General features: G+C 66.3%; 28 protein-coding genes and 1 tRNA gene. 14 read left to right on the top strand and 15 right to left on the bottom strand.

Features of this window, described 5'->3' with window-relative positions; all coding sequences use genetic code 11:
* Positions 1-90: 90 nt before the first annotated feature.
* Entirely contained in the window at positions 91-435 is a 345-nt protein-coding gene (gene rpoZ, locus ACO05N_RS03520; protein ID WP_294015319.1) for a DNA-directed RNA polymerase subunit omega, read from the bottom strand.
* 128 nt (positions 436-563) lie between these two features.
* Between rpoZ and ACO05N_RS03515 the strand changes: the two genes are divergently transcribed.
* Positions 564-1,784, top strand: coding sequence for a phospholipase D-like domain-containing protein (locus ACO05N_RS03515; RefSeq protein ID WP_422055805.1), 1,221 nt, complete (start codon positions 564-566; stop codon positions 1,782-1,784).
* Positions 1,785-1,932: 148 nt separating this feature from the next.
* On the opposite strand, the gene ACO05N_RS03510 is transcribed toward ACO05N_RS03515, so the two are convergent.
* A complete protein-coding gene (locus tag ACO05N_RS03510; protein WP_422055804.1) occupies positions 1,933-2,238 on the bottom strand; it encodes a hypothetical protein in 306 nt (101 codons plus the stop codon).
* A gap of 142 nt (positions 2,239-2,380) precedes the next feature.
* On the opposite strand from ACO05N_RS03510, the gene ACO05N_RS03505 reads away from it, so the two are divergent.
* Complete coding sequence (locus ACO05N_RS03505) at positions 2,381-3,958, top strand: cisplatin damage response ATP-dependent DNA ligase (RefSeq protein ID WP_422058697.1); 1,578 nt, start codon at positions 2,381-2,383, stop codon at positions 3,956-3,958.
* On the opposite strand, the gene ACO05N_RS03500 is transcribed toward ACO05N_RS03505, so the two are convergent.
* The 3 genes from ACO05N_RS03500 to ACO05N_RS03490 are packed head-to-tail and all read right to left on the bottom strand — an operon-like array spanning position 3,951 to position 7,269.
* Positions 3,951-5,996, bottom strand: coding sequence for an NAD(+) synthase (locus ACO05N_RS03500; protein WP_422055803.1), 2,046 nt, complete (start codon positions 5,994-5,996; stop codon positions 3,951-3,953). The genes ACO05N_RS03505 and ACO05N_RS03500 overlap by 8 nt on opposite strands.
* A 2-nt stretch (positions 5,997-5,998) precedes the next feature.
* On the bottom strand, positions 5,999-6,505 hold the full coding sequence (locus ACO05N_RS03495; RefSeq protein ID WP_422055802.1) for a CinA family protein: 507 nt from the start codon (positions 6,503-6,505) through the stop codon (positions 5,999-6,001).
* A gap of 53 nt (positions 6,506-6,558) precedes the next feature.
* On the bottom strand, positions 6,559-7,269 hold the full coding sequence (locus tag ACO05N_RS03490; RefSeq protein ID WP_422055801.1) for a murein L,D-transpeptidase catalytic domain family protein: 711 nt from the start codon (positions 7,267-7,269) through the stop codon (positions 6,559-6,561).
* 257 nt (positions 7,270-7,526) lie between these two features.
* Here ACO05N_RS03490 and ACO05N_RS03485 point away from each other — a divergent pair, with 257 nt between their 5' ends.
* Positions 7,527-8,291, top strand: a complete 765-nt coding sequence (locus tag ACO05N_RS03485) for a L,D-transpeptidase family protein (protein ID WP_422055800.1) — start codon at positions 7,527-7,529, stop codon at positions 8,289-8,291.
* On the opposite strand, the gene ACO05N_RS03480 is transcribed toward ACO05N_RS03485, so the two are convergent.
* From ACO05N_RS03480 to ACO05N_RS03450, 7 genes are all read right to left on the bottom strand, one after another.
* Positions 8,288-9,154 (bottom strand): lysophospholipid acyltransferase family protein, encoded by an 867-nt coding sequence (locus ACO05N_RS03480; RefSeq protein ID WP_422055799.1) that lies wholly within the window; start codon positions 9,152-9,154, stop codon positions 8,288-8,290. The genes ACO05N_RS03485 and ACO05N_RS03480 overlap by 4 nt on opposite strands.
* A gap of 4 nt (positions 9,155-9,158) precedes the next feature.
* Entirely contained in the window at positions 9,159-9,581 is a 423-nt protein-coding gene (locus tag ACO05N_RS03475) for a Fur family transcriptional regulator (RefSeq protein ID WP_066657248.1), read from the bottom strand.
* Positions 9,582-9,687: 106 nt separating this feature from the next.
* Entirely contained in the window at positions 9,688-10,104 is a 417-nt protein-coding gene (locus tag ACO05N_RS03470) for a MucR family transcriptional regulator (protein ID WP_422058696.1), read from the bottom strand.
* 109 nt (positions 10,105-10,213) lie between these two features.
* A complete protein-coding gene (locus ACO05N_RS03465; protein ID WP_422055798.1) occupies positions 10,214-10,690 on the bottom strand; it encodes a GNAT family N-acetyltransferase in 477 nt (158 codons plus the stop codon).
* A complete protein-coding gene (gene tsaB, locus ACO05N_RS03460; protein WP_422055797.1) occupies positions 10,687-11,307 on the bottom strand; it encodes a tRNA (adenosine(37)-N6)-threonylcarbamoyltransferase complex dimerization subunit type 1 TsaB in 621 nt (206 codons plus the stop codon). Before tsaB ends, ACO05N_RS03465 begins: the two co-directional genes overlap by 4 nt.
* On the bottom strand, positions 11,300-11,893 hold the full coding sequence (locus tag ACO05N_RS03455; RefSeq protein ID WP_422055795.1) for a malonic semialdehyde reductase: 594 nt from the start codon (positions 11,891-11,893) through the stop codon (positions 11,300-11,302). The genes tsaB and ACO05N_RS03455 overlap by 8 nt, the downstream gene beginning before the upstream one ends.
* Positions 11,893-12,465 (bottom strand): NifU family protein, encoded by a 573-nt coding sequence (locus ACO05N_RS03450; protein WP_422055794.1) that lies wholly within the window; start codon positions 12,463-12,465, stop codon positions 11,893-11,895. The genes ACO05N_RS03455 and ACO05N_RS03450 overlap by 1 nt, the downstream gene beginning before the upstream one ends.
* A gap of 153 nt (positions 12,466-12,618) precedes the next feature.
* Between ACO05N_RS03450 and infA the strand changes: the two genes are divergently transcribed.
* The 6 genes from infA to ACO05N_RS03420 all read left to right on the top strand — a co-directional run bounded on the left by infA (position 12,619) and on the right by ACO05N_RS03420 (position 17,094).
* Complete coding sequence (gene infA, locus ACO05N_RS03445) at positions 12,619-12,837, top strand: translation initiation factor IF-1 (protein WP_033923152.1); 219 nt, start codon at positions 12,619-12,621, stop codon at positions 12,835-12,837.
* Between the two features lie 10 nt (positions 12,838-12,847).
* On the top strand, positions 12,848-13,417 hold the full coding sequence (locus tag ACO05N_RS03440) for a Maf family protein (RefSeq protein ID WP_422055793.1): 570 nt from the start codon (positions 12,848-12,850) through the stop codon (positions 13,415-13,417).
* Positions 13,410-14,348 (top strand): ribonuclease, encoded by a 939-nt coding sequence (locus tag ACO05N_RS03435; RefSeq protein WP_422055792.1) that lies wholly within the window; start codon positions 13,410-13,412, stop codon positions 14,346-14,348. The genes ACO05N_RS03440 and ACO05N_RS03435 overlap by 8 nt, the downstream gene beginning before the upstream one ends.
* The gene (locus ACO05N_RS03430; RefSeq protein ID WP_422055791.1) at positions 14,345-14,527 is read left to right on the top strand and encodes a DNA gyrase inhibitor YacG; all 183 of its coding nucleotides are present in this window, start codon (positions 14,345-14,347) and stop codon (positions 14,525-14,527) included. The genes ACO05N_RS03435 and ACO05N_RS03430 overlap by 4 nt, the downstream gene beginning before the upstream one ends.
* Positions 14,528-14,546: 19 nt before the next feature.
* Positions 14,547-14,622 (top strand) — tRNA-Phe (locus ACO05N_RS03425).
* 342 nt (positions 14,623-14,964) lie between these two features.
* On the top strand, positions 14,965-17,094 hold the full coding sequence (locus tag ACO05N_RS03420) for a S9 family peptidase (protein ID WP_422055790.1): 2,130 nt from the start codon (positions 14,965-14,967) through the stop codon (positions 17,092-17,094).
* Position 17,095: 1 nt separating this feature from the next.
* Here the strand turns inward: ACO05N_RS03420 and ACO05N_RS03415 are convergent, their stop codons facing one another.
* Together ACO05N_RS03415 and ACO05N_RS03410 are read right to left on the bottom strand one after the other, a co-directional pair.
* Positions 17,096-18,115 (bottom strand): histone deacetylase family protein, encoded by a 1,020-nt coding sequence (locus ACO05N_RS03415; protein WP_422055789.1) that lies wholly within the window; start codon positions 18,113-18,115, stop codon positions 17,096-17,098.
* Positions 18,116-18,325: 210 nt separating this feature from the next.
* A complete protein-coding gene (locus ACO05N_RS03410; RefSeq protein WP_422055788.1) occupies positions 18,326-18,763 on the bottom strand; it encodes an Lrp/AsnC family transcriptional regulator in 438 nt (145 codons plus the stop codon).
* A gap of 154 nt (positions 18,764-18,917) precedes the next feature.
* On the opposite strand from ACO05N_RS03410, the gene ACO05N_RS03405 reads away from it, so the two are divergent.
* Positions 18,918-19,964 carry an ornithine cyclodeaminase gene (locus tag ACO05N_RS03405; RefSeq protein WP_422055787.1) on the top strand — a complete coding sequence of 349 codons (1,047 nt, stop codon included), beginning with the start codon at positions 18,918-18,920 and terminating at the stop codon, positions 19,962-19,964.
* A gap of 22 nt (positions 19,965-19,986) precedes the next feature.
* On the opposite strand, the gene ACO05N_RS03400 is transcribed toward ACO05N_RS03405, so the two are convergent.
* Positions 19,987-20,454 carry an Lrp/AsnC family transcriptional regulator gene (locus tag ACO05N_RS03400; RefSeq protein WP_422055786.1) on the bottom strand — a complete coding sequence of 156 codons (468 nt, stop codon included), beginning with the start codon at positions 20,452-20,454 and terminating at the stop codon, positions 19,987-19,989.
* Between the two features lie 475 nt (positions 20,455-20,929).
* Here ACO05N_RS03400 and ACO05N_RS03395 point away from each other — a divergent pair, with 475 nt between their 5' ends.
* The 4 genes from ACO05N_RS03395 to ACO05N_RS03380 all read left to right on the top strand — a co-directional run bounded on the left by ACO05N_RS03395 (position 20,930) and on the right by ACO05N_RS03380 (position 25,403).
* Positions 20,930-23,152, top strand: a complete 2,223-nt coding sequence (locus ACO05N_RS03395; RefSeq protein ID WP_422055785.1) for a TonB-dependent receptor — start codon at positions 20,930-20,932, stop codon at positions 23,150-23,152.
* A gap of 193 nt (positions 23,153-23,345) precedes the next feature.
* A complete protein-coding gene (locus ACO05N_RS03390; RefSeq protein WP_422055784.1) occupies positions 23,346-24,317 on the top strand; it encodes an alpha/beta hydrolase in 972 nt (323 codons plus the stop codon).
* Positions 24,318-24,441: 124 nt separating this feature from the next.
* Complete coding sequence (locus ACO05N_RS03385) at positions 24,442-25,161, top strand: Crp/Fnr family transcriptional regulator (protein ID WP_422055783.1); 720 nt, start codon at positions 24,442-24,444, stop codon at positions 25,159-25,161.
* A 74-nt stretch (positions 25,162-25,235) separates the two neighbouring features.
* A complete protein-coding gene (locus ACO05N_RS03380) occupies positions 25,236-25,403 on the top strand; it encodes a hypothetical protein (protein ID WP_422055782.1) in 168 nt (55 codons plus the stop codon).
* Positions 25,404-25,463 lie beyond the last annotated feature (60 nt).

The following is a 25,463-nucleotide window of genomic DNA, read 5'->3' as shown; positions in this document are numbered from 1 at the left end:
CCATAGTGGAGCAAACACACGCGCTAAAACGCGAGAAGGCCGCCGCCCGGCTGGGCAGCGGCCTCTCACATGGCAGCGGAGATACGCGGCTCAGCCGTCGTAATCGGCACCCAGATTCTGGTTGCGCGGCGGCGCAGCGGCGGTGAGGCGCAGCGCCTCGGCCGATGCGGCGAGGCTGCCGACTTCGTCGGGCGCTTCCTCATCGTCGATCTGCACGCGCTGCAGGCTGCCGACCAGTGCTTCCTCGAGATGGTCGGGACGCACCGTCTCTTCGGCGATCTCGCGCAGTGCGACGACCGGGTTCTTGTCGCGGTCGCGATCGATGGTCAGTTCCGCGCCGCCAGAGATCTGACGCGCGCGCTGGGCTGCCAGCAGCACGAGATCGAAACGGTTGGAGACCTTGTCGACGCAATCCTCGACGGTGACGCGCGCCATGGAACGCTTCCTTTGGACAGGGATACAGGAAAGGGGGCCATCTAGTCGGTGTCCCCCGCAGAGTCAAGGAAATCGCCCGATGCAGTGCGGGCTGGCGCGGCGGCGGCAAAGCGTGCAATCCCGGCGCGATGGAGCTGGCCACCGATCCAACGCCCGGTCTTGCCGCGGGACTGCCGCCGGAACCGCCGCCCCAGCCGGTCTTTGCGATCGCGGGCAATCGCCTGCAATTGCTCGATACCGGTCCGCGCCGGCTCGACGCGCTGCTCGGGCTGATCGCCGGTGCGCGCCGTTCGCTGCGGCTGCTCTATTACATCTACACCGACGACGCGGTCGGGGCGCGGGTGCGCGACGCGATGATCGCCGCCGTCGCGCGCGGGGTCGAGGTGACGCTGATCGTCGATGGCCTGGGCAGCGACCCGGCCTATGACGGCGACTTCTTTGGGCCGCTGCGGGATGCGGGCGGGCGCGTATGCTTCTTCGAGCCGCGACTGGGGCGGCGCTATCTGTTGCGCAATCACCAGAAGATCGCGCTGGCCGACGGCGAAGGCGACGATGCCCGGATCATCATCGGCGGGTTCAACATCCAGGACGATTATTTCGGCGCGCCGGGCAGCGATGGCTGGCGCGACCTGGGGCTGCTGGTCGAAGGGCCGGCGGCGGCGCGACTGACCGGCTATTTCGACGCGCTGTGGCGCTGGGCCAAGCGGCCGCGTGCGCCGTTGCGAGCGCTGCGCCGCGCGCTTAAGCAATGGAGTGAGCCGGAGGGGCAGCTACGCTGGCTGCTCGGCGGGCCCACGCGGCGATTGTCGCCCTGGGCGCGCGCGGTCCGCCGCGACCTGAAGGGCGCGCGCACGATCGATATCCTCGCCGCCTATTTCTTTCCGAGTCCCGCGATGTTGCTGCGGCTTGGCCGCGCCGCGCGTCGCGGGGGACGGGTGCGCGTGGTGGTGCCGTCGATCACCGACAATCACCTGACGCTGCACGCCGCGCGCTTCACCTATCGCGGGCTGCTGCGGCGGGGGGTGCGGGTGTTCGAATATCTGCCGACCAAGCTGCACACGAAATTGTTCGTGATCGACGACAAGGTGCAGATCGGATCGGCCAATTTCGACATGCGCAGCCTGTTCCTCAACCTCGAGGTGATGCTGCGGATCGACGATGCGGCGTTTGCTGCGCATGTCCGTGGCTATGTCGATGCCGAGGTGGCGCGCTCGCTGGAGGTGACGCGCGACCTGCACCGCGCGCGGACCGGGTTCTTGACGCGGATGATGCAGGCGGCGGTCTATTTCGTCGTCGGCGTGCTCGATTATCGCGTCACGCGCTCGCTCAACATCACGCGTGAGGATTGAGGCTGAACAATCCTCCCCCGCAAGGGGGAGGTGTCAGCGCGGCTGACGGAGGGGGAGGTCGCCTGTGCGATCATGGCTCTTGCCGTGTCGCTTCCTCCCCCTCCGTCGCCTTGGGCGCCACCTCCCCCTGGCGGGGGAGGATTGCAGGTCACTTCACCGCGGCGAGATCTTTCTCGACCTTGGCGAGTACTTCGGGGGTCAGCTTGTCGGCGGCATAGGTCTTGAGCTGGTTGAGGCTCATGGTCTTGAACATCTCGTAGCTCTCATGCGTCGAAACGCCCGGAAGCGCGGCGTCGAATGCAGCCTTTGCCGCCGGATCGGCGACGATGTCCTGAATCGGCGTGTCGAGATTATACTTCGCGGCGGCAGCGGCCGGCGCGGGCGCCGTCTGGGCGAACGATGCCGGGGCGAGCGGCAGGGCCGACAGGGCGACGGCAAGCAACAGGGTCTTCATCGAAACATTCCCTCCCACGGCGCGCGCGAATCGCGGGCCGACCTTTCCGGTAACTTGACGCTAGCGTGAAGGCGAGCGCTTCGCGAGGGGGATTGGCGCGGCTCTGGTGGAACCGGTCGCATCGCGCCATGTTGAGCGTCCCATGCGCGCCTTTGCCGACCTGCTCGACCGGTTGATCTACACGCGATCGCGCAATGCGAAGCTGCGGCTGATCGGCGCGTGGCTGCGTGAGACGCCCGATCCGGATCGCGGCTGGGGGCTGGCGGCGCTGACCGGCACGCTCGATCTGCCCGCGGTCAAGCCCGCCGTGATCCGCGCGCTGGTGGGCGAGCGGGTCGATCCGGTGCTGTTCCAGCTTAGCCGCGATTTCGTGGGCGACACCGCCGAAACCGTGGCGCTGATCTGGCCCGAGCCGCTGACGCCGCCGCCCGCGTCCGAGCCGCTGACCTTGGGCGCAGTGGTCGACCGGCTCGCCAGCCTGTCGCGCTCCGACGCGCCTGCCGCGCTCGGCGCGATGCTCGACCGGCTGGCGGCGGACGAACGCTATGCGCTGCTCAAGCTTGCCACCGGCGGCTTGCGCGTCGGGGTGTCGGCGCGGCTGGCCAAGACCGCGTTCGCCGAGGCGTTCGGGGTCGATGTCGATGCGGTGGAGGAGGTGTGGCACGGGCTGACCCCGCCCTATGCGCCGCTGTTCGACTGGGGCGAAGGGCGCGGGCCGCAGCCGACCACGACCGACGTGCCCGTGTTCCGCCCGTTCATGCTCGCCCACCCGCTGGAGGAGACGCAGGTTGACCTTGCCGACTATGCCGCCGAATGGAAATGGGACGGCATTCGCGTCCAGATCGTGCATGTCGCGGGGGAGACTCGGCTCTACAGCCGTGCGGGCGACGACATCACCGCCAGCTTCCCGGACGTGGCAAGCGCCTTTGCAACGCCCGGCGTGCTCGACGGCGAATTGCTGGTGCGGGGCGAGGCGCAGGGGGGTGAGGCGGGCAGCTTCAACGCGCTGCAGCAGCGGCTGGGGCGCAAGGTCGTGTCGGCCAAGACACTGGCGGAGTTTCCGGCGTTCGTGCGGCTCTACGACCTGTTGTTCGATGGGCTGGAGGATCTGCGCGAACTGCCGTGGCACGCGCGCCGCACCCGGCTCGAGGCCTATGCCGCGCCGCTCGACCCGACGCGGTTCGATGTCTCGGCGCTGATCGAGGCGGAGGATTTCGCTGCGCTGGAGGAGCTGCGCGCCGGCGCCCGCGATGCGGCGATCGAGGGGGTGATGCTCAAGCGGCGCGACTCGCCCTATGTCGCGGGGCGGCGCGTCGGGCTGTGGTATAAATGGAAGCGCGATCCGCTGACCGCCGATTGCGTTCTGATGTATGCCCAGCGCGGGAGCGGGAAACGCTCGTCCTTCTATTCCGACTATACGTTCGGCGCATGGACCGAGGGCGGCGAGCTGCTGCCGGTGGGCAAGGCCTATTTCGGGTTTACCGACGAAGAGCTGAAGTGGCTCGACCGCTTCGTGCGCAACCACACGACCGCGCGGTTCGGGCCGGTGCGTGAGGTGGAGAAGTCATTGGTGCTCGAGGTCGCGTTCGATTCGATCCACGCGTCGAAGCGGCACAAATCGGGCCTCGCGATGCGCTTTCCCCGGATCAGCCGTATCCGCACCGACAAACCGGCGCATGAAGCGGACACGATTCTTGGGCTGGAGCGCCTCGCTACTTAGGCACGTTCGCCTCAAGCTCGTCGAGCCACGGCCCGGCCACCCCGTCCGACGGCGCGCGCCAGTCGCCACGCGGGGACAGCGCGCCGCCCGCCGACACTTTGGGCCCATTCGGGATCGCGCTGCGCTTGAACTGGCTCTGCGCAAAGAAGCGGACCAGGAATTTCTCCAGCCAGTGGCGGATCGTGGGCAGGTCATAGGCGACGCGCTGATGCGGCGGCACGCCCAGCGGCCATTCGCCGGCATCGGCATCGCGCCACGCATGCCAGGCGAGGAACGCGATCTTCGACGGCGCCAGCCCGTGGCGCACGACATAGTGCACGAAGAAATCGTTCAGTGCGTACGGCCCGATCTTGGCCTCGGTGCTCTGCATCGCGCCGCTGGCGTCGGCGGGGACCAGTTCGGGCGAGATTTCCTGGGCGAGGATTGCTTCGAGCACCGCATCGGTCTGCGCATCGAATTGGCTGGTTGCAACGCACCAGCGGATCAGGAACTGGATCAGCGTCTTGGGCACGCCGGCGTTGACGGCGTAGTGCGACATATGGTCGCCGACGCCATAGGTGCACCAGCCCAGCGCCAGCTCCGACAGGTCGCCAGTACCCAGCACGAAGCCGCCGCGCTGATTGGCGAGGCGGAAGAGATAGTCGGTGCGCAGCCCGGCCTGAACATTCTCAAAGGTGATGTCGTACACCGGCTCGCCATCGGCATAGGGGTGGCCCATGTCGGTGAGCAACTGGCGGGCAGCCGGGCGGATGTCGATCTCTTCGGCGGTGATGCCGAGCGCCTTCATCAGCGCCCAGGCATTGCCCTTGCTCCCCTCGCCGGTGGCAAAGCCGGGCATGGTAAAGCCGAGAATGTCGCTGCGCGGCCGCCCCAGCCGGTCCATCGCCTTGGCCGCGACGATCAGCGCATGGGTTGAGTCGAGCCCGCCCGAAATGCCGATGATGATCTTACCATTGCCGGTCGCGACCATCCGTTTGCGCAGCCCCTCGACCTGGATGTTGAAGGCTTCGTAGCAATCCTCGTCGAGCTTTTCGGGGGTGTTGGGGACAAAGGGAAAGCGGCGGATCGCGCGGTGGACGCCGATATCGTCGAAGCCCGTCTGGTGATCGAACGCGATGCGGCGAAAGCGCTGCTCGGGGTGGCCGGCGGCGGCGGCATTGTCGTTGAACGTGCCGAAGCGCATCCGCTCCTGCCGCAGCCGCGCGACATCGATATCGGCGGTGATCAGTTCGTCCTCGAGATCGAACCGGCCCGATTGCGCGAGCAACTCGCCCAGCTCGTAGATCAGGCTCTGCCCGTCCCAGGCAAGGTCGGTGGTGCTTTCTCCCGGTCCCGATGCGGAGAAGAGGTAGGCCGATGCTGTGCGGCTCGATTGCGCTGCGCACAGCAACGCACGCTCGCGCGCCTTGCCGATGACGATGTTGCTGGCCGACAGGTTGCACAGGATCAGCGCCCCGGCCATCGCGCCAAAGGTGGAGGGCGGCAGCGGCCCCCAGAAATCCTCGCAAATCTCGGCATGGAAGGTGAAATCGGGCAGGTCGCTGGCGGCGAAGATCAGGTCGGTGCCGAACGGGGCAGTCTGGCCTGCGAGTTCGATCGTGCCCGACAGGCCGATGCCGGAGGCGAACCAGCGCTTCTCATAATATTCGCGGTAATTGGGGAAATAGCTCTTCGGCACGACGCCGAGCACGCGGCCCCGCGCGATCACCACCGCGCAGTTGTAGAGCCGCCCGTTCCGCTCCAGCGCCGCACCGACCAGTAGCACGGGCTTGAGCCTCGCGCTCGCCGCGATCAGATCGGCCAGGCCCTGCGCGGTCGCACGCAGCACCGCGTCCTGCAGGTGCAAGTCGTCGATCGCATAGCCGGTGATGCCGAGTTCGGGGAACAGCAATAGGTCTGCCCCTGCCGCGTCGCCCTGTTTCGCCAGCGCGATGTGCGATGCCGTGTTCGCGGCGATGTCGCCCGCGCTTGCGCGGGGCGTGCAGGCACCGACGCGTACCATGCCGTGCGTGTGGATCGAGTTGAACCGTTGCTTCACCACTAGTCGATTGCCTCGCCGATCATCTGCAGTGCGACGCGCATACAGGCAATCCGGGTCGGTCCGCGACCAATATCGCCAAAATGTTCGGCGCGATGCGCGGTGGGGCGTCCGGTACGGGCACAGGCAAAGTGGACCAGGCCCGGTTCGTCATCGGGTCCGCCGGGTCCGGCAAAGCCGGTGATGGCGAGCGCAATGTCGGCATGGCTGGCCTTGAGCGCGCCGTCCGCCATGGCGACCGCGACCTCACGACTGACTGCATTGCAGCGCTCGACCGTGTCGCGCGCGACATGCAGCAGCTCGCATTTCGCGTCTTTCGAATAGACGACGAAGCCACGTTCGAAGGCAGAGCTGACCCCTTCGACATCGGTCAGCAGCGACGCCAGCATTCCGCCGGTGCAGCTTTCGGCGGTGGCGAGGCTGAGCTTGGCGTCGCAGGCGGCCTGCAACACGTCACGCGCGGCACGATCGATGTCGTCGGGCAGCGCCGGGTACAGCGTTTCGGTCATGCGATCCTCCCGATTTTTGGGAGGCATCAACGCACGGCGTGCGCAGCTTGCTCCTAGACCTTGGTCGCGTAGATCATCCGGCCTTCGCCGAGCAGGGCGAACAGCGTGTCGAGATCGCGCTCACCGACCGCGAAACAGCCCTGGCTGCGGCCGAGCTTGCCATGCTTGGCGATCATGTCGGGGTTCGAATACCAGGCGCCATGGACCACGATCGCGCGATCGAGCGCGTTGTAATTGGTCGGGTCGAGGCCGATCAGTCGCTGCGACAGCTGATGCTTGCCGACATAGTAATTGGCCGCGAGGAACGCGCCCTCGCACGTCGCTTCCGAATTCACCTCGTTCGAAAAGCGCTGGAGCATGCCGGTATGTTCGGGGTCGGAGCCGATGCCGTGGCTGACCAGCATCGAACGCGTGGCGCCGTTGATCATGTCGACGAAATGGAAGCGCAGCCGCGAGCTGGGCAGCGAGAAGTCGGCGATCGCGATCCGGTCCTGCTGGCGGATGCGGCTCGAATGCTGCTGCAGCGCGGCCACGGCGCGCTCGAACAATTCGGGACGGATGCCGCGCGGGGCGTTGGCGGAACGCGGCGCCGCCGGAACCGGAACCGCCACGGGCGGCGGCGGGACCGCGATCGGAGCAGCGGGAAGGGCTGCCGTCGTCACGCTGCGCGCGGCACAGCCGGCGAGCAGACCCGTGCCGGCGATCATGCCGGCGGACTTCAGGAAAGCGCGGCGCGACGCCACGGCGTTGGTCATCTTGTCCATGCGTCCTCTGTGCCCCCACAAACTTCGCTATTCGGAATATCACTATAGCGCAGGTCGCAGCCGATTCGTCCTAAGGGAGTCCACAGTTTGGCGTCGGTTCACCGCAGAGGCGGCGCGGCTTGTCGAACCCTGTCCCGAAATGGGCGAACACAGCCTGCGTGCGCCGGACTCGCGCGAACTGCACGGCACCGTCTTGTCCTGCCTGCGTTAACCATAGATAGTGGGTGCGGTCGCTCGCGTAACAATGGAGTGTAGGGATGGGGTCTGCGGTAGCGCGGACAATGCGGGCGGTTTCGATCGGGCTGGCGCTGTGTATCGCGCTTCCCGCCGCAGCGCAGCAGGTGATGCCCGACGGTAGCGACGAGATTCTGCTGCGCAACGGGCAATGGACATGGATCGAGGACGCCGCCTTTCAGCCGACCGGCGGCGCGTCCGGAGTCACCATCCTCATCAGCATCCCCGGCCAGGTCGCCTATGTCTATCGCGACGGCGTGCTGATCGCGGCCTCGACCGTGTCGACCGGAAAGCCTGGCAAGGCGACGCCGGTCGGGGAGTTCACGATCCTGCAAAAGCGGGTGCATCACCGCTCCAACATATACAGCAACGCGCCGATGCCGTTCATGCAGCGGCTGACCTGGACCGGCATCGCGCTGCACGCCGGGCAGCTACCCGGCTATCCCGCGTCGCATGGCTGCATCCGCTTTCCGCGCGAATTCGCGCGCCGGCTGTTCGAGGTGACCGCGCTCGGCACGTCGGTGTCGGTGGTGGATTATGAGATCGTCGATCCGCGCGTCCGCCGTGGCGCGCCGCGCCTGCCCCGGGAACAGATGGCGAAACGGGCCGATCCGCCATTCCTGCGCGCCGATTTCGCCGCGTTCCGCACCGGCGATTATGATGTGGTGACGTCGAGCCACGACGTAATCATTCCCGCCGCCACCGGCGCACAGTCGGTGTCGCCCGAGGGCGTGGTGTTTGCGCCGATGGAGCCGGTCGTGCAGAAGACCGGGCGCCGCAGGCGCTAGCCCCCGCTTTCGCCCGGTCCGTTGTAGTTGACCGGTGCAACCGTCCAGGCGAACGGGCGCAGCGGCCCGCCCAGCGCGGCGACCAAGGCATCCTCGATCCGTCGCCGGCTCTCCGCCGCGATCGCCTTGCGCCCGGGAAAGTCATGCGGGTCGAACGGGTCGAGATAGTGGATGCGCAGCGGAAAGCTGCCCTTGCGCGACAGGACGCGACGGGCATTGTTGACCCCGCCCTCTTCGCCGACCCAGCCGATTTCCTCGCCCACGGCGCCATAATCGAGCAGCACCGGCTGAACCATCACGCCCGGCGGCGGGGGTTCGAGGACGCGGAGCATCGGCGTCTTGAACGGCAGCAGCGACTTGCCGTCGGTCGTCGTCCCCTCGGGGAAGACGGTGATCGCCCAGTTTTCGGTCAGCGCGTCACGCAGCGCATTGATCTGCTCGGCCACGCCCATGCGGTTCTCGCGCTTGACGTAAACGGTGCGGTTGAGACCGGCGAGCCAGCCCACCACCGGCGATGCGCCGATCTCCGCCTTGGCCACGAACGCGGTGCCGCTGGCCCCGCCCGATGCCAGAATGTCGATCCACGACAAATGGTTGGAGACGTAGAACACGTCGCGGCGCAACGGCGTCCCGATCACCTCGACCCGCGCCCCGGCAATACGCCCCGCGCGCCCCAGGAACCAGCGCGGCCAAGGCGAGGGCAGGCGCAACAGCCGCCACAGATAGTGCATCGGCACATGTGTCAGCACTGCCAGCAGCAGCAGTCCGACCCGCCGCCAGAAGCGAAAGCTCTCCGCCGGCGTCAGCCTGGTAGGCAGTCCAAGGGCGGCGTCGTGGCGCCGCGGATCGACGCCGTCGGCCATGGCCTCAGGGCTTGCGCTCGAGCGCGACGCCGTACAGCTCCATGCGGTGATCGACCAGGCGGAAGCCCAGTCGCTCGGCGATCTGCTTCTGCAGCAATTCCAGCTCGGGATCGACGAATTCGATCACCTTGCCCGTCTCCACATCGATCAGATGATCGTGATGCGCCTCGGGCGAGGGTTCGTAGCGGGCGCGCCCATCGCCGAAATCATGGCGGTCGAGGATACCGGCCTCTTCGAACAGGCGGACCGTGCGATAGACGGTCGCGATCGAGATGCCCGGATCGATCGCCGATGCGCGGGCATAGACCTTTTCGACGTCCGGATGATCGTCCGCTTCGGACAGGACGCGCGCGATCACCTTGCGCTGTTCGGTAATGCGCAGGCCTTTTTCATGGCACAGCGCTTCAAGGTCGATCTTGCGGTTCATGATGATGATGTAGCGTCAAGCGACGCCGGGGAAAAGGGATGCTGGACGGCAAAACGCCGGACCGGGGCAAACCGCGATCCGGCGTTGCAAGGGTGGGGCCCGTTCCTCAGCGCTTGCGGCGCTTGGTGCCCAGGCCGATCTTCTTGGCCAGGCTGCGGCGCTGTTCGGCATAATTGGGGGCGACCATCGGATAATCGGCCGGCAGGTTCCACTTGGCGCGATAATCGTCCGGGGTCATCTGATAATGGGTCATCAGATGACGCTTGAGCATCTTGAGTTTTTTGCCGTCTTCGAGGCAGACAATATAGTCCGGCTTGATCGAAGAGCGGATCGACACTGCCGGTTCCTGCTTCTTTACTTCGGGTTCCGGCTTCGCGCTACCCAGATTGGTAAGCGCGCCGTGAACGTTAGCAATGAGCAACGGAAGATCAGACACTGCCACGCTATTGTTGCTCACATGCGCGGCAACAATATCCGCAGTCAGCGTGATCAGCGTTTCCTGCAGGTCATTCTGCGTGTCCATTTTCGTCCTTTCACATAAACGCGGCGGCGATAAGATGTACGGGCCGTCGCAGGCGCTATCACGCCACACAGGGCGCTTTGCAAGTCATTCCGTCCGATTTTTGTTAGGATCAGTCGAGCGATCTTGAAAATGTGTGTGCGTCGAACACCTTGCCGTCATTTCCGCGATAGTAGTCGCGACGTTCACCAATCTTGGTAAAGCCCGCATTGCGATAGAGCTGCGCCGCATCATTGTTCGCGCGCACTTCAAGATGGATCACATCGGCGCCGCGATCGCGCGCATCGGCCATCACCGCGCGCAACAATGCCCCGCCAATCCCCCGCCGCCGCATTGTCGGCAGGGTGGCGAGCAGCAACAGCTCCGCCTCGTTCACGATGGTCCGCGCAAGTGCGAAGCCGGCCGGCCGGCCGTCGATATATGCCAGCGTGAACCACACGCCCGGCAGGGACAGCATCCCGATGCACTGGCTGGGCGTCCAGCCTTCGCCAAAGCGTGGGTCGAACGCCTCGGCGATGATCGCGTTCACCGCGCGCAGATCGGCCGGCTGGCCGTGCACGATCTCGATCGGCCAGGGCGCGGTGCTCATGCCGCCTTGGGCTTGGCGTCCGGCGCGCGGCCATAGATCGGGCGCGGCGGCAAGTTGGTCAGCGCAGCGGGAAGCAGGCGCGCATCGGCGGCACGCGGCAGCGCCTCGCGCAGGTCGAGGCTGGCGTCGAGTGCGGCAAGATGGCGCACGCCATTGCCGACCGCGATCCGGCCGCCAAGCTGCGCCAGCGCGGCATCGGGCTTGAGCGACGCGAAGGGTGCGATCTGCGCGAACTGGCGGTCATAGGCAGCCATGAAGACCTCACCATGCCCGCCTTCCAGCACCACCGCCAGCGCGTCGCTACCCGGATTGAGCGCGAACGCGCCGGCGGCCACCACCGCCAGAGACGAGAAGCCATGCACAGGCACGCCCCAGCCAAAGCCGAGGCCGCGTGCGGCGGCAATGCCGACGCGAATGCCGGTAAAGCTGCCCGGACCGCAATCGACCAGGATCGCATCGGCGCGCCCGCCATCGGGCAGCGCAGCGATCATCGGCACCAGCCGCTCGGCATGGCCGCGCCCGACCTCCGCATGGTCTTCGGCGATCAGTGCGCCGCCGTCGATCAATGCGACCGAACAGGCGGCGGTGGCAGTCTCGATGACGAGCGTTCTAGCCAATCTTGTTGAACTTCGCGAAGTCCGGACGCGGCGAGCGGCCAAAGATGGTTGCGGGATCGCCCTTGCCCAGCGTCGAGATGAAGTTGACGCGCACCGATGGCTGGTCGGCGAAGAAAGCCGCCTCGACCTTGGCTGCGTCGAAGCCCGACATGGGGCCGGTATCCCAGCCCAATGCGCGCGCCGCCATGATGAAATAGGCGCCCTGCAGCGATCCGTTGCGGAACGCGCTGTCGCGGCGCTTTTCCTGTGGTCCCTCGAACCAGCTCTTGGCGTCGGTATGCGGGAACAGCCAGGGCAGTTCCTCGTGGAAATCGAGATCCATGCCGATCACCACTGCGGCGGGTGCCGCGCGGATCTTGTCCGGATTGCTGCCCGTGGCGCAATCGGCGAGCATGTCCTTCGCCTCCTGCGACAGGCACCAATGGAAGCGCGCCGGCTGCTGGTTGGCCGAGGTCGGCCCCATCTTCAGCAGATCGTAGATCGCCTCGATATCCGCCGGGGTCACTTCGCCAGGCAGATAGCCATTATAGGTGCGCGCGGTGCGGAACAGCGTGTCGAGCGCGGCGTCGTCGATCGGGGTGCCCATCAGACGGCCCGCACTTCGGTGACTTCGGGCACATAATATTTCAGCAACTGTTCGATCCCGTTCTTGAGCGTGGCGGTCGAGGAGGGGCAACCGGCGCACGCGCCCTGCATCTGCAGGAACACCTTGCCCTTGTCGAAACCGCGATAGACGATGTCGCCGCCATCATTGGCAACGGCGGGGCGTACGCGCGTTTCAATGAGGTCCTTGATCTGCGCGACGATGTCGGCGTCTTCCGGATCATCGGTGAAGTCGGACTCGGGCGGCGGCACGCTGAAGCCCGCGCTGCCCTGGCGGAACAGCGGCATGTCGGCGCTGAAATGGTCGAGCAGGATGCCGAGCACATCGGGCTTGAGCCCCGACCAGTCGACACCCGGCGCAGCGGTGACCGAGATGAAGTCGCGGCCAAAGAATACGCCGGTGACATCGCCCAGCCGGAACAGCGCATCGGCCAGCGGCGACACCTCCGCCTCTTCGGGCGTGGCAAAATCGCGCGTGCCGCTGTCCATCACGGTGCGGCCGGGCAGGAATTTGAGCGTCGCCGGGTTGGGCGTCAGTTCGGTTTCGATCAGCATGGACCCCATTTGGCGACGAACGCGCGTCGCATCAAGCGAACAGCAGGAAACCATTTGTTGCCGCGCCATCGTTCGCATGATCGCCACGCTTCCCTTTTGTGCGCGGGGAGAGTAAGGCACCGCCACTTTTCCGATCCGTACCAAGAGGTTTGTTTGGCCAAGGAAGAACTGCTTGAAATGCGCGGCCGCGTTGTGGAGCTCCTCCCCAACGCGATGTTCCGTGTGAAGCTCGAGAATGACCATGAAATTCTCGGCCACACCGCCGGCAAGATGCGCAAGAACCGCATCCGCGTGCTGGTGGGCGACGAAGTGCTTGTCGAACTGACGCCCTATGACCTGACCAAGGGCCGCATCACCTATCGCTTCAAGTAAGTCCGGGCCGATGCGGCTCGTGCTTGCCTCCACCTCGACGCGTCGCCGCGACCTGCTGTCGCGGATCGGCGTCGTGCCCGATCGCGTGGCGGCCCCCGATATCGACGAATCGCCGCTCAAGGCCGAACTGCCGCGCGTCTATGCGCTGCGGCTGGCCGAGGCGAAGGCGCGCGCGGTGGCGCGGGCCGAGGACGAGATCGTGCTGGCCGGCGACACCACCATCGCGCTCGGCCGCCGCATCCTGCCGCCGGCCGAGACCGAGGCTGTGCAGCGCGATTTGCTGACCAAGCTGTCGGGCCGTCGCCATCATTGTCTGTCGGCGGTGTGCCTGATCGGTCTGGATGGCCGCGCGCGTGTGCGCCTGTCCGACACGGTGGTCGCGTTCAAGCGGCTGAGCGAAGCCGAGATCGATCGCTATATCGCATGCGGCGAGGGGCTGGGCAAAGCCGGCGGCTATGCCATTCAGGGCCGTGCCGAGGCGTTCGTCCGCTTTATCTCCGGTACCTATTCGGGCGTGGTCGGGCTGCCGCTCTACGACACGCGCGCGCTGCTGGAGACGGCTGGCTACGACCTTGGCTGAGTGGCTCTACGAAGCTGGCATCGGCGAGAATCGCGCCGCCTTGGTCGCGCGCGGCACCATCCGCAAGGCACGGATCGAGCTGCCCGGGCTGCGCGCTGACACGATCGCCATCGCCAAGCTGATCGACCGCAGCACCGGCAAGGTGATGCTGCCCAATGGCGGTGAGGCGCTGTGCGACCCGCTGCCCAAGGGGGTGACGCAGGGCGCGTCCTTCCCGGTCCGCATCGTCCGCGAATCGGTGGCCGAGCGCGGGCGGATCAAGCTGCCGAAGGCCGTCCCCGCATCCGACAGCGCGCCTGCGCCCGGCCCCGACCTGCTCGCGCGGATCACCGCCACGGGTCTTCCCGTGCGCCTCTGTCACCCACACGAACCCGATGCATTGGAAGATGCGGGCTGGTCCGAGGTGCTCGAGGAAGCGCGCACCGGCGAAATCCGCTTTGCCAGCGGCGCGCTGCTGCTCTCGCTCACCCCGGCGATGAACCTCTTCGATGTCGATGGCGGCCCGCCGCTGGGCCCGCTGTCGATCGACGCCGCGCATGCCGTCGCGGCAGCGATGGAGCGGCTTGATATCGCGGGATCAGTCGGGGTCGATTTCCCGACGCTCGCCAACAAGAACGAACGCAATGCAGTGGGCGAGGCGATCGACGCGGCCCTGCCGCAACCGTTCGAGCGCACCGCGATGAACGGCTTCGGCTTTATTCAGATCGTGCGGCGCAAGACGCGCATGTCGCTGCCCGAGCTGATCGCCGCCGATCCCTTGGGTGCGGCGCTGCGGGCGGAGCTGCGTCGGCTGGAACGCCTTCCCCCGCCCGCGCCCGATACCCATATCCTCCCTGCGCCGCTGCTGCGCCGGATCGAGCGTGAGCCCGACTGGATCGCGCAGCTCCACCGCCGCACCGGCGGGCGCACCCGTTTTGTGGAAGCAACATGAAGACCGACTGTCCGATCTGCGGCGCCAGGCCCGCACCCGAATTCAAGCCGTTCTGCAGCCGCGGCTGCAAGGACCGCGACCTGCTGCAATGGCTCGGCGAGGGCTATCGCATCCCCGGTCGCCCCGCCGATCCCGAAGAATTGCAAAGCGGGCTGGACAGCGGCCAACCCCGCGACTAAGAGCGCGCCTTCATCCCGTGCCCGGGTAGCTCAGTTGGTAGAGCATGCGACTGAAAATCGCAGTGTCGGCGGTTCGACTCCGTCCCCGGGCACCACTTTCTTCCCGCGCGATTATCTGCCCCGGCCCCGACTTGTGAAGGTCGGACTCACCGCGACACGGCCCAGCCGCGCCGGCCGGCGTTTCCTGTAACGTCCAAGCGACGGCGCACGCCGCTTCCCGCCGTTGGAATAACTATTCTGCGGCATCGGTGCCGTCAGACGTTCGGCATGCCTAATTTTATCGATCAATATGAATGACTTGTGTGCCGACCGACGCGTTAGACAGCGTCGATTGCGCTGCGCTAGGATCGGCGATCAATCGCGTCGCGACGCCGTTCGCACGCGCCGGGGTCGGAGGGATTGTGCGGACTAGCCTGACTGTCAGACGTCGCGCCCTGATGCGCGCTACGATCGCCGCGACCGTCCTCGGCATGACCGGGCTGGCGCGTGCTGCGGGGGTGCGCGCGCGCTGGCCGCAAGTGCCGCCACCGGTCGCCCCGAAGCGCGACCATATCATCCGCCAGCTTGGGCGGACGCGCAACGATCCCTATTCCTGGCTGAAATATGTCCCGGCGCAGGGGACGCGCACCCTTGCCACGCTGCCGCCGCCGGTCCGCACACAGCTGGAAGCCGAATCGGCCTATGCCAATGCCATGCTGTCCCCGCTTGCGCCACGCCGCGAGCGGCTGCTTGCCGCGATGCTCGATCGCGCCGGGAGCGGGGTGGAGGTGCCGGGGTTGCAGCGGGGCGCGTGGCGCTATGCCAGCCGCGTGCCGGCCGGGGCCGAGCACACCGTCCATTACCGTGTCGCCGCGGACGGCACGGAAGAAATCCTGCTGGACGAGGCGGAGCGCGCCAAGGGCCAGCCTTATTACCGCACCACCGGCCACCAGCCGAGCCCCGACCATCGCTATTTCGCCTGGGCCGAGGATGTGGTGGGCAGCGACCGCCACCGGATCTGTGTGCGCGACACCCGCACCGGGGCGGTATCGACGCTCGTCGAGACCGACGCCTATGGCTATGGCGGCCTCGTCTTTGCGCCGTCGTCAGCGCACCTCTTCTGGATCTGGCGCGATGCGCGCAACCGGCCGACGCGGCTGTACCGGACGGCGGTCGCGGGCGGCCAGCCGACCCTGGTTTATGAAGAGGGCGATCCGGCAATTTTCATGCAGGTCGGCCGGACCGCCGCGGACGGATTCGTTCGGCTGACCCTGTCGGGTCCCGACACGGCGGAAGTCCGGTTGATTTCCGCGCGTGACGAAACCGCTGCACCGCGCATCGTGCGGCCGCGCCGTCCTGGCGTGACCTATGAGATCGACGAATGGCGCGACGCGCTGCTGATGGTGACCGACGATGGCGGCGCGCTCGACCGAAAGATCGTGCAGCTCGACCCCGCCACATTCCGCGCCCGGGCGACGCTGGTGCCACACCGCCCCGGGGCGCCGATCCTGTCGGTCCACCCCTTTGCGAGCGCTCTGGTGCGGCTGGAGAGGGTGAACGGCCAGCATCGCGTCGTCGTTCGGCAGGCCGACGGGCGCGAGCAGGCAATCGGCTTTCCGGAGGCGGCCTATGCGGTCGAGGTGCCGGACGGGCAGGACTATCGCGCGGCAACGGTGCGGATCGTCCATCAGTCGCCAATCCAGCCGCGGCGCTGGCTCGACGTCGAGCTGGCGACCGGACGCCAGACGCAAATTGCCGCGGAACGCCTGCGCGGCTTCGATCCGGACGCCTATGTCGTCGAACGGCTGAGCGCGACGGCGCCCGATGGAACGGCGGTGCCAATCACGCTCGTCTCGCGGCGCGACGCGCCAAAGGACGGCAGCACGCCGCTGTTGCTCTACGGCTATGGCGCCTATGGCGTGTCGAGCGATCCGCTCTTCTCGCTGCCGGTCACGGTGCTGGTCGATCAGGGCTGGCGCTTTGCGATCGCGCATGTGCGCGGCGGGTCGGAAAAGGGGCGGCGCTGGTTCCTCGACGGGCGGCGCTTTGCCAAGCGCAATTCGATGACCGATTTCGTCGCCTGCGCCCGCACCTTGTGCCGGTCCGGTTACAGCGCGCCCAAACGGGTCGTCTCGTTCGGCCTGTCGGCGGGCGGGCTGTTGGTGGGCGGGGCGATGAACCTGGACCCGACGCTGTGGGGCGGGGTGATCGCCAAGGTGCCGTTCGTCGACATGCTCAACACGATGAGCGATGCCGATCATCCGCTGGTGCCGCTGTTCCGGCCCGACTGGGGCGATCCGCTGGCCGATCCCAAGGCCTATGACTATATCGCCGCGATCTCCCCGTACGAAAATGTGCACGCGGCGCCGTACCCGCCGCTGCTGTGCACGGCGGGGCTGAAGGACGACCGCGTGAGCTATTGGGAGCCTGCCAAGCTGGTCGCGCAGGTGCGCGCGCGATCGACCAGCGGCAATCCCGCGATCCTCGACGTCAATCCCGATGCCGGCCATCAATCCAGCGGCGACCAGCGCGCCGAATTCGACGAGATGGCCGGTTTCTGGGCCTTTGCGATGAACTGCGTCAGCTAGGCTAGGCCGCATCGTAACTGGCGAGGAAGGCGGCAAGGTTGCGGGGCAGCGCCTCGCACAGATAGCCGCCTTCCTGGATGATCGCGGTGGGGCGGCCAAAGCTGGCGATCAGCGCGGCGGCCCGCTCGAACCCCTGGGTGGTGACGGCCATCGCGCCGATCGGATCGTCGACCGCCGCGTCCAGTCCCAGCGACAGGATCAGCGCGGGCGGATCGAATTGCGCGATCCGGTCGAGGCCTTGCGCGATCGCGTCGAGGAATGCGTCATCCGCCGACCCTAGCGGAAGCGGCAGGTTGAGGTTGCACCCTTCTCCGGCGCCGGCCCCCGTCTCGTCGGCATAACCGGTGAAATAGGGATAATAGTTCGACGTCTCGGCATGCAGCGATACCACCAGGACATCCGGGGACTCGTAAAAGATCGCCTGGGTCCCGTTGCCGTGATGGACATCGATGTCCAGCACCGCCGCCGATCCGCGCGCGGAGGCGACACGCTGCGCGGCGATCGCGGCGTTGTTGAGGTAACAGAAACCGCCGGCATGCGCGCCGGACGCATGGTGGCCCGGCGGCCGCGTCAGCGCATAGGATGTCTTGCCCTTCAGCGCCGCGTCCGCCGCGTCGATCGCGGCATGGGCGGCCCCGGTGATCGCATCCCAGGTGCCCGCGCGCAGCGGCGTCGAGGTGTCGGTCATGTGGTAGCCCAGCTGACCCAGCAGCCCCTCCGGTCGCCGATGCGGCGTCCAGGGTGCGAATTGGGTGGGCAGGATTTCCTCGATGCCCGGATCGGCCGCAATGGCGCGCGCCCATCCGCCGGACAGCAGGTCGAGATATCCGGAATCATGAACCGCCGCGATCGGCGCAAGATCGTGCGCGTGCGCCTCCACCAGCGTGTAGCCCGCCTCCACGACGGCGGTCCGGATGACCGCATAACGTCCGGCGGATTCGGGATGATCGATCGGGTTGCCGCGGCGATAGAATGTGCGCGGATCATGGCGCGTCGCGGCGGATGAATGATAGACGAGCATTGAGGCTTCCCGTTAGGCGTTGCCCAACGCTAGCGCCGTAGCGCGAGGCCTGTCCACGCGCGCCCGGTTCGTGCCAAGTGCCTGATATTCAATTTCTTTCGCCGCTTTCGCCGCACAAATGTCCGTGCCGGGCGGCAATAGACGTGCAATGTTCGATCTGGACGCCGCGATCAGCGCGTTCTGTTGCCGCCGGGGCGCCGGGTCCGCGCGTCAGACGCTGCTGAGCAGCAGGCTGGTCTCGCTATTGGCGACGCCGTCGATCATGCGCACCTCGCGCAGCACGCGGTCGAAATCGGACAGATTGGCCGTCTGGATATCCGCGACCAGATCCCAATTGCCGTTGGTGGTGTGCAGCCTGCGGATCTCGGGTATCCCGCGCAGCCGTTGAACGACGTGCGTCGTCGATTTGCCGACAACCTCGATCATCATCACCGCGCGCACGGTCAGGTCGTCATAATCCTCCCGCATGCGGATCGTGAACCCCAGGACGGTGCCCGTCGCGAGCAGCCGGTCGATCCGGTTCTGAACCGTCCCGCGGGCGACGCCCAGTGCCGCTGCCAGCTTGGCGAGCGGCGCCCGCCCGTCGCTGCGCAGATGCGCGATGATGCGGCGGTCGAGATCGTCGGGGAGATATTTGGCAATCTGCATGAACAGTTCATTCCCGGTACGAAATGACAATTTGCAAGGTCGGCGTAGCAATTATGCGCAAAAGATGCCGCCGCGCAAAGCAGCTTTGCGATTTCGCCAGTCCAGTCGCGCGACATAGGCTTTACGGCACCACGCAACTCGCAAAGGAACCACCATGCCGCCGATGCCCTCCGAACTCGCCTATGTTCCGTTCGTCAGCGTCGAAAACATGATGCGGCTGGTCCATCACCACGGGATCGAACAGGTCCTGCGTGAACTGACCGATGCGGTGGAGGCGGATTATCGGCGCTGGGCGCTGTTCGAAAAGTCGCCGCGCCTTGCCTCCCACTCGCGCGAAGGCGTGATCGAACTGATGCCGACATCGGATGGTGAGGTGTTCAGCTTCAAATATGTCAACGGCCACCCCAGCAATACGGCCAAGGGATTTCAGACGGTTGCCGCCTTCGGCCTGCTGGCGCGGGTCGATACCGGCTATCCGATCCTGCTTGCCGAAATGACCCTGCTGACCGCGCTGCGCACCGCCGCGACGTCGGCGATGGTGGCACGCCACCTCGCGCCGCGCGGGGCGCGGGTGATGGCAATGATCGGCAACGGCGCGCAGGCCGAATTTCAGGCGCTGGCGATGAAGTCGGTAGTTGGGATCGACACCGTCCGGCTCTACGACATCGATCCGCAGGCGACCGCAAAGGTCGCCCGCAACCTCGCCGACAGCGGCCTCACCATCGTGTCGTGCGCCAGCACGCAGGAAGCGGTCGAGGGCGCGCAGATCATCACGACCTGCACCGCCGACAAGGCCTGTGCCACCATCCTGACCGACAACATGGTCGGGGCCGGCATCCATATCAACGCGATCGGCGGCGATTGTCCGGGCAAGACCGAATTGCACCAGGACATCCTGAAGCGCGCGGCAACTTTCGTCGAATTCGAACCACAGACCCGGATCGAGGGCGAGATCCAGCAGATGGACGCAAGCTATCCGGTCACCGAATTCCATCAGGTGCTGGACGGCAGCGCAGCGGGACGTCGCGACGCGCGACAGATCACGCTGTTCGACAGTGTCGGCTTCGCGACCGAGGATTTCTCGGCGCTGCGCTACATTCATTGCAAGCTGGAGGGGACCGACTTCTTCCAGAAGATCGATATGCTGGCCGACCCGGACGATCCCCGCGATCTGTTCGGCATGCTGCAGCGCGCGGCCTGATCCCGGCGCGCTGCCGGCGCGGTCACCGTTGTGGAATGGGATAGCCGCTGAACGGCTTCAATTCCTGCATCACGACATGGCTCACCATCTTCTCGACCCGATTCTGCGGGGCGAGAAGGCGGTGGGCGAACCCCTGCCATTCGCGCAGGTCGGACAGCAGGAACTTCACGATATAGTCGAACGGACCGTTGACCCGCAGCGCCTCGATCACTTCGGGCATCGAAATCAGCAGCGCGTCGAACTGCGCAAGATCGTCGGGCAGGTGCGACGCCATCGAAATTTCGGCGACCATCATGAAGGTGGGCCGCACGCGATCGATCGCGATCGCGGCGTGATAGCCGAGGATATAACCCTGATCCTCAAGCTGCTTGACCCGCGCGACGCACGCGCTGGGCGACAGCGCCACGCGGTTGGCGAGTTCGCGATAGGTGATGGTATTGTCCGCCTGCAGTTCATGCAGGATCTTGAGGTCGCGCTTGTCGAGCTGCACGAAAGTCCTTTCAACGGTGCCGGAGCAGGCCGGAACCGACACTTTTCCCGGCTGAACAATGTGCGGCAAGCACAAAATTCTGCTGTGCAGCACACCGGATCATGGGCGATCCGGGCGGCGAAACCCGGCCCGGTGGAGGTTCCCAAGAACATTTCGCGGAAGTGACGCGCCTGCAACGAACAAATTGCAGTAATTGCCGCGACCAATCGGCGGAAAGGCCGGATTTCTGCATTAATTCACTTTTTTTACAGAGGCTTGTCACTCCCGCACAGCTGCTGGACAAGCGGTCATCTCGCTCTAGCCTGATCCGGGTCAGTTGCCGCGGGAGCGGTGCCGCACCGGACTGGAGGGGGCGGTTCCCACGCATGGCGGCTGGCCGAAGGTGTCGGCGCAAGACCGGGCACTCTGCGCGAGAGGACAGACAGGGAGCAAGGCGATGGGCGGGTGCGTCCGTCGCCGCATCAAGAGGTGGGACATGATCAAGCGATTCTCCACGACGACCGCTTTGGCCGGCACGCTGCTGGCGCTGACGCTGCCGGCGGCAGCGCAGACCGCAGAGGGCGCGGCGCAGGACGAGGTGACCGACGCGAATGGCGGCAACGACATCGTCATCACCGCCAACAAGCGCGAGCAATCGGCGCGCGACGTCAGCGGTTCGGTATCCGCAGTCGGCCAGGCAGCGCTGGAGCGGCTGAACGCTCAGAGCCTGTCCGACTATATCACGCGCGTTCCCGGCGTCGTCTTCAACGACTATCAGCCGGGCGTGTCGGAAGTGGTCATGCGCGGCGTCGCGTCGACCACCTATCACGAAGCCAATCAGTCGACGACCGGCTATTATCTCAACGAACTCCCCTTGCTCGAGCCGGGGTTTCCGCTCGCCATTCCGGACATCGACAGCTTCGACCTCAGTCGCGTCGAGGTGCTGCGCGGACCGCAGGGGACGCTGTTTGGATCGTCGTCGCTGGGCGGCGCGATCAACTATGTCGTGAACGAGGCGGATTCGACCAAGTTCGATGCCGGCGCAGAGGGGATGGTCTCCACCACGCAACGCGCCGATGGCCAGCTGGGCTATGCGGCCAAGGCGATGCTCAACGTGCCGATCATCAAGGACAAGCTTGCCGCGCGCGTCGTCGCGCTGCAACGCGTCGATACCGGCTATCTCGACAACACGCTGCTGGGCCGCAAGGGTAGCAACGACCTGCGCGTGCGCGGGCTGCGCGGATCGGTCGTGTTCACCCCGACCGAAGGGACGCGGATCTCGGCGCTCAGCATGTATCAGGAATATGATCTGGACGATCAGACCTATGTCCTGTTCGGCCCGCCGCGCACCTATGCCCGCGCAACCAACGTTGCCGAGTTCCAGCATACGGAAGTCATGGTGCACAGCGTGCGGCTGGAGCAGGAACTGGGCTTCGCGACGCTGACTGCGGTCGGGAGCTATACCGAAAAGCAGAATAATCTGGCGTTCGACAATTCGGTATTCGGCGGCAACGACCCGCGCACCAACACCCCTGCGCTGGCGAGCAGCTTCGGTACGTCGAAGACCGATTATGTCGAGCTCCGGCTGACGTCGCCCGACGCCGGCCGGTTCCGCTGGCTGCTGGGCGCCAACTATACGCGGATGCGATCGACGGGCACCGATGCGGTGTCGATCCGGGGGATCGCGGCCTATATCGATGCCAACCCCGGCCAGTTCGGCGGACAATCGGGCGCCACGCTGGCCCCGGGCGACCTCTCGGAGCGCACGGTCAGCAGCAATCGGGTCACCGAAAAGGCAGTGTTCGGCGAGGCGGAATTCGACGTGATCGACAGCCTCACGCTGACGCTGGGCGGGCGCTATTTCGAATATGAGACCCGGCCGCGGCTTCAGTATCTGCCCAACGCCAACCTGATCGCACCGTTCGATTACGAGCCGGGCGCGCAGAGCAAGTCGGATTTCATTCCGAAGGTGTCGCTGTCGTTCAAGCCCAGCAACGACCTGCGCATCTATGCCCTGTATTCCGAGGGCTTCCGCATCGGCGGCGTCAACGTCTTCTCGCTGGCGACGCCCGGCCTGCCGCTGACGTTCGATGGCGACACGACGCAGAATTACGAAGTCGGGGCGCGGATCGACCTGATCGGCGGTGCGCTGACGCTTGATGTGACCGCCTATCATATCGACTGGAACAACATCCAGGCGCGCCTGTTCACGCCGGTCGCGTTCCGCGCCTACACCACCAATGGCGGCGGCGCGGATATCGATGGCGTGGAACTGAGCCTGACGATGCGGCCCACGCGCAACATCACCTTCGCCTCGAACATCTCGTACAACGACGCGCGGCTCTCCAGCCTCCTTCCGGACTCGTTCGCCCCCGGGGGCGGCTATGCCAAGGGCAGCGTGCTGCCTGGCGCGTCGGACTGGACGATCTCCAACACGCTGGACTTCAGCTTTCCGGACAGCGGGTTGAAGCCGCGCTTCGGCATCGCGCATCGCTACCTGTCGAGCGCCCCGGTCGCGTTCGGCGCAACGTTGCAAAAGGGCGATTTCCACATCGTCGATCTGAACGGATCGATCACGGTGGCCGACAAGGTCGAACTGGGGCTCTTCGCCAAGAACCTGTTCAACCAATATGGCATCCTGAACGCCCCATTCTCGTTCGCAGGGTCGGTAACGCGCCCGCGCACGATCGGTGCGACCGTCCGGTTCCGCCTCGACTAGCACGGGTCGTCGCGCTGCGCGGTCGCGAGCCGATCGCACAGCGCGACGATGGCTGGCCCCGCGCACGGGCGCCGCGGCCCCGCGCGGTTTGCGCGCCGGAGCGGGGCGTGCCAACAGGTTTTCAGGACAAGAGGGTGAAGCGGAACATGCACCAGCCAGACGATCGCGGACGCCCGCGCGGGGTGCAGGGCGCATGACCTTGCCCCCCGAGGCGCCCGCCGCGCACGACGATGTCGATCCCGATATCCGTCGCTTCGTCGTCGCGATGAATCGCGGTTATGCGCAGTTCCCGGACTTCGCGACCCTGCCGCTGCCACAACGCCGCGCCGCTGCCGAAGTCGTGCGCACCCCATGGCGTAGCGGCGGGCCGGTCATGGCGTCGACGCTGGAAACAAAGATCGCGGGGTGCCGGGCGCGCATCCATTACCCGTCGCGCTCCGACGCTCCGCAACCCGCGTTGCTCTACATCCATGGCGGCGGCTGGACGCTGTTCAGCATCGACACGCACGACCGGCTGATGCGCGAATATGCGGCGCGGGCGGGCATGGTGGTGATCGGCATCGACTACAGCCTGTCGCCCGAGGCGCGTTATCCCGTCGCGCTCGACGAAATCGTGCAGGCGCATCGCGACCTGCGGGCACGTGCGGGCGAACTGGGGATTCTGGTACAGGCGATCGCGATCGGCGGGGATTCGGCGGGTGCCAATCTCGCCGTCGCCGCCTCCCTGCGGTTGCGCGATGGCGGGGAACCGCTGCCGGCGGCGATGCTGCTCAACTATGGTGCGTTCGACCCCGCGCCGACCGCCAGCTATGTCCGCTACGACGGTCCCGACTATATGCTGACCGTGGCAGAGATGGACGGCTTCTGGCGCAATTATGCCGGCGAACCGGCGACGCTCGACGATCCCTTGATCGCGCCGCTGCGCGCCGATCTTGCCGGGCTGCCCCCCGCGTTTCTGGCCATTCCCGAATGCGACATCCTTGCCGATTCAAGTCGCGCGATGGCGGAGCGGCTTGCCGCTGCCGGGGGTGCGGTGGACATGCGCGTCTACCCCGGCGCGACCCACAGTTTTCTCGAGGCGGTCTCGATCTCCGTGCTGGCGGACAAGGCGCTGGACGATGCCGCGCGCTGGCTCGTCGCGACCGTGCGTGCCGCCGCGGCGTGAACTTCGTCCGGCCGGTGCCCGGCCATGTCGTCGCGCTGATCCGGTCAAGGGTCGGGCGTCGGCCATCGCCCCACGCGCGCGCGGACCCAAGCGGCACATGACGCGTTGACGCGTCGTGAGCGAAATGATCGACCGCCATATCGCGCGCATTCGGGTGCGGCACCGTCTCGATGCCGTGGAGGAACAGGCGATCCGTTCTGTCATCGGTTCGGCCCGGGACGTTCCTGCGCGCCAGACCTTCATCGAGGCCGGTACCCGCCTGGACCACAGCATCCTGATCCTCGACGGGCTCGCCGCGCGCTACAAGGATCTGCGCGATGGCCAGCGCCAGATTACCGCGCTGCACGTCCCCGGCGACTTCGCGGATCTGCACAGCTTCACGTTGAAGCGCCTTGATCATTCGCTGATCGCATTGACCGATTGCCGGACAGCGCCGGTCCCACATGCCCGGATCGCGGAGTTGGTCGAACAATTTCCGCGCATCGGGCGGCTATATTGGTTCTCGACCAATCTCGACGCATCGATGCATCGCGAATGGGTGTTGTCGATGGGCATACGCGATGCGCTGGCCCGGATTGCACACCTGTTCTGCGAGTTGCAGGTGCGGCTCCAACTGGTCGGGCTCGGCGATGCGGATGGCTATACGCTCGATCTCAGCCAAGCCGAGCTGGGCGAATGCTGCGGCCTGACCTCGGTTCACGTCAACCGCTCGCTGCGGCGGCTACGCGAGATGGGGGTGCTGACGTTCCGCGCCGGGCGGGTTGCCATCACCGACGCTGCGGCGTTGCAACGCATTGCCGAATTCGACCCCGGCTATCTCTATCTTCACCCGGATCCGTTGTGAGCGCGATTAACACTGGTTAGCCGAACCCGGCTTCCCCGCGCGCTATGCCTTCTGCACGACAGGAGGATACCGCCATGAAATCCGACACCGAATATTACCGCGCGCGCGCCGCGGAGGAGCGCGCCCGCGCGGCGGCCGCCACCGATCCGGCCGTCCGTCGTGCACACGAGGCAATGGCCGAGCGGTATGAACGCGGGGCGGCGGGCGAGAAGCTCGACCTTGGCATCGTCGAGCGCGGCTGAGCTGCCGTTCCAGTCGCTCCGAAACACGCAGCACGACGAAATGGTATGAAGAGCCCTTGA

The organism is Sphingomonas sp., from assembly GCF_965227385.1.
Taxonomy (GTDB): domain Bacteria; phylum Pseudomonadota; class Alphaproteobacteria; order Sphingomonadales; family Sphingomonadaceae; genus Sphingomonas.
This window is presented reverse-complemented; position numbering and strand designations above follow the sequence as displayed.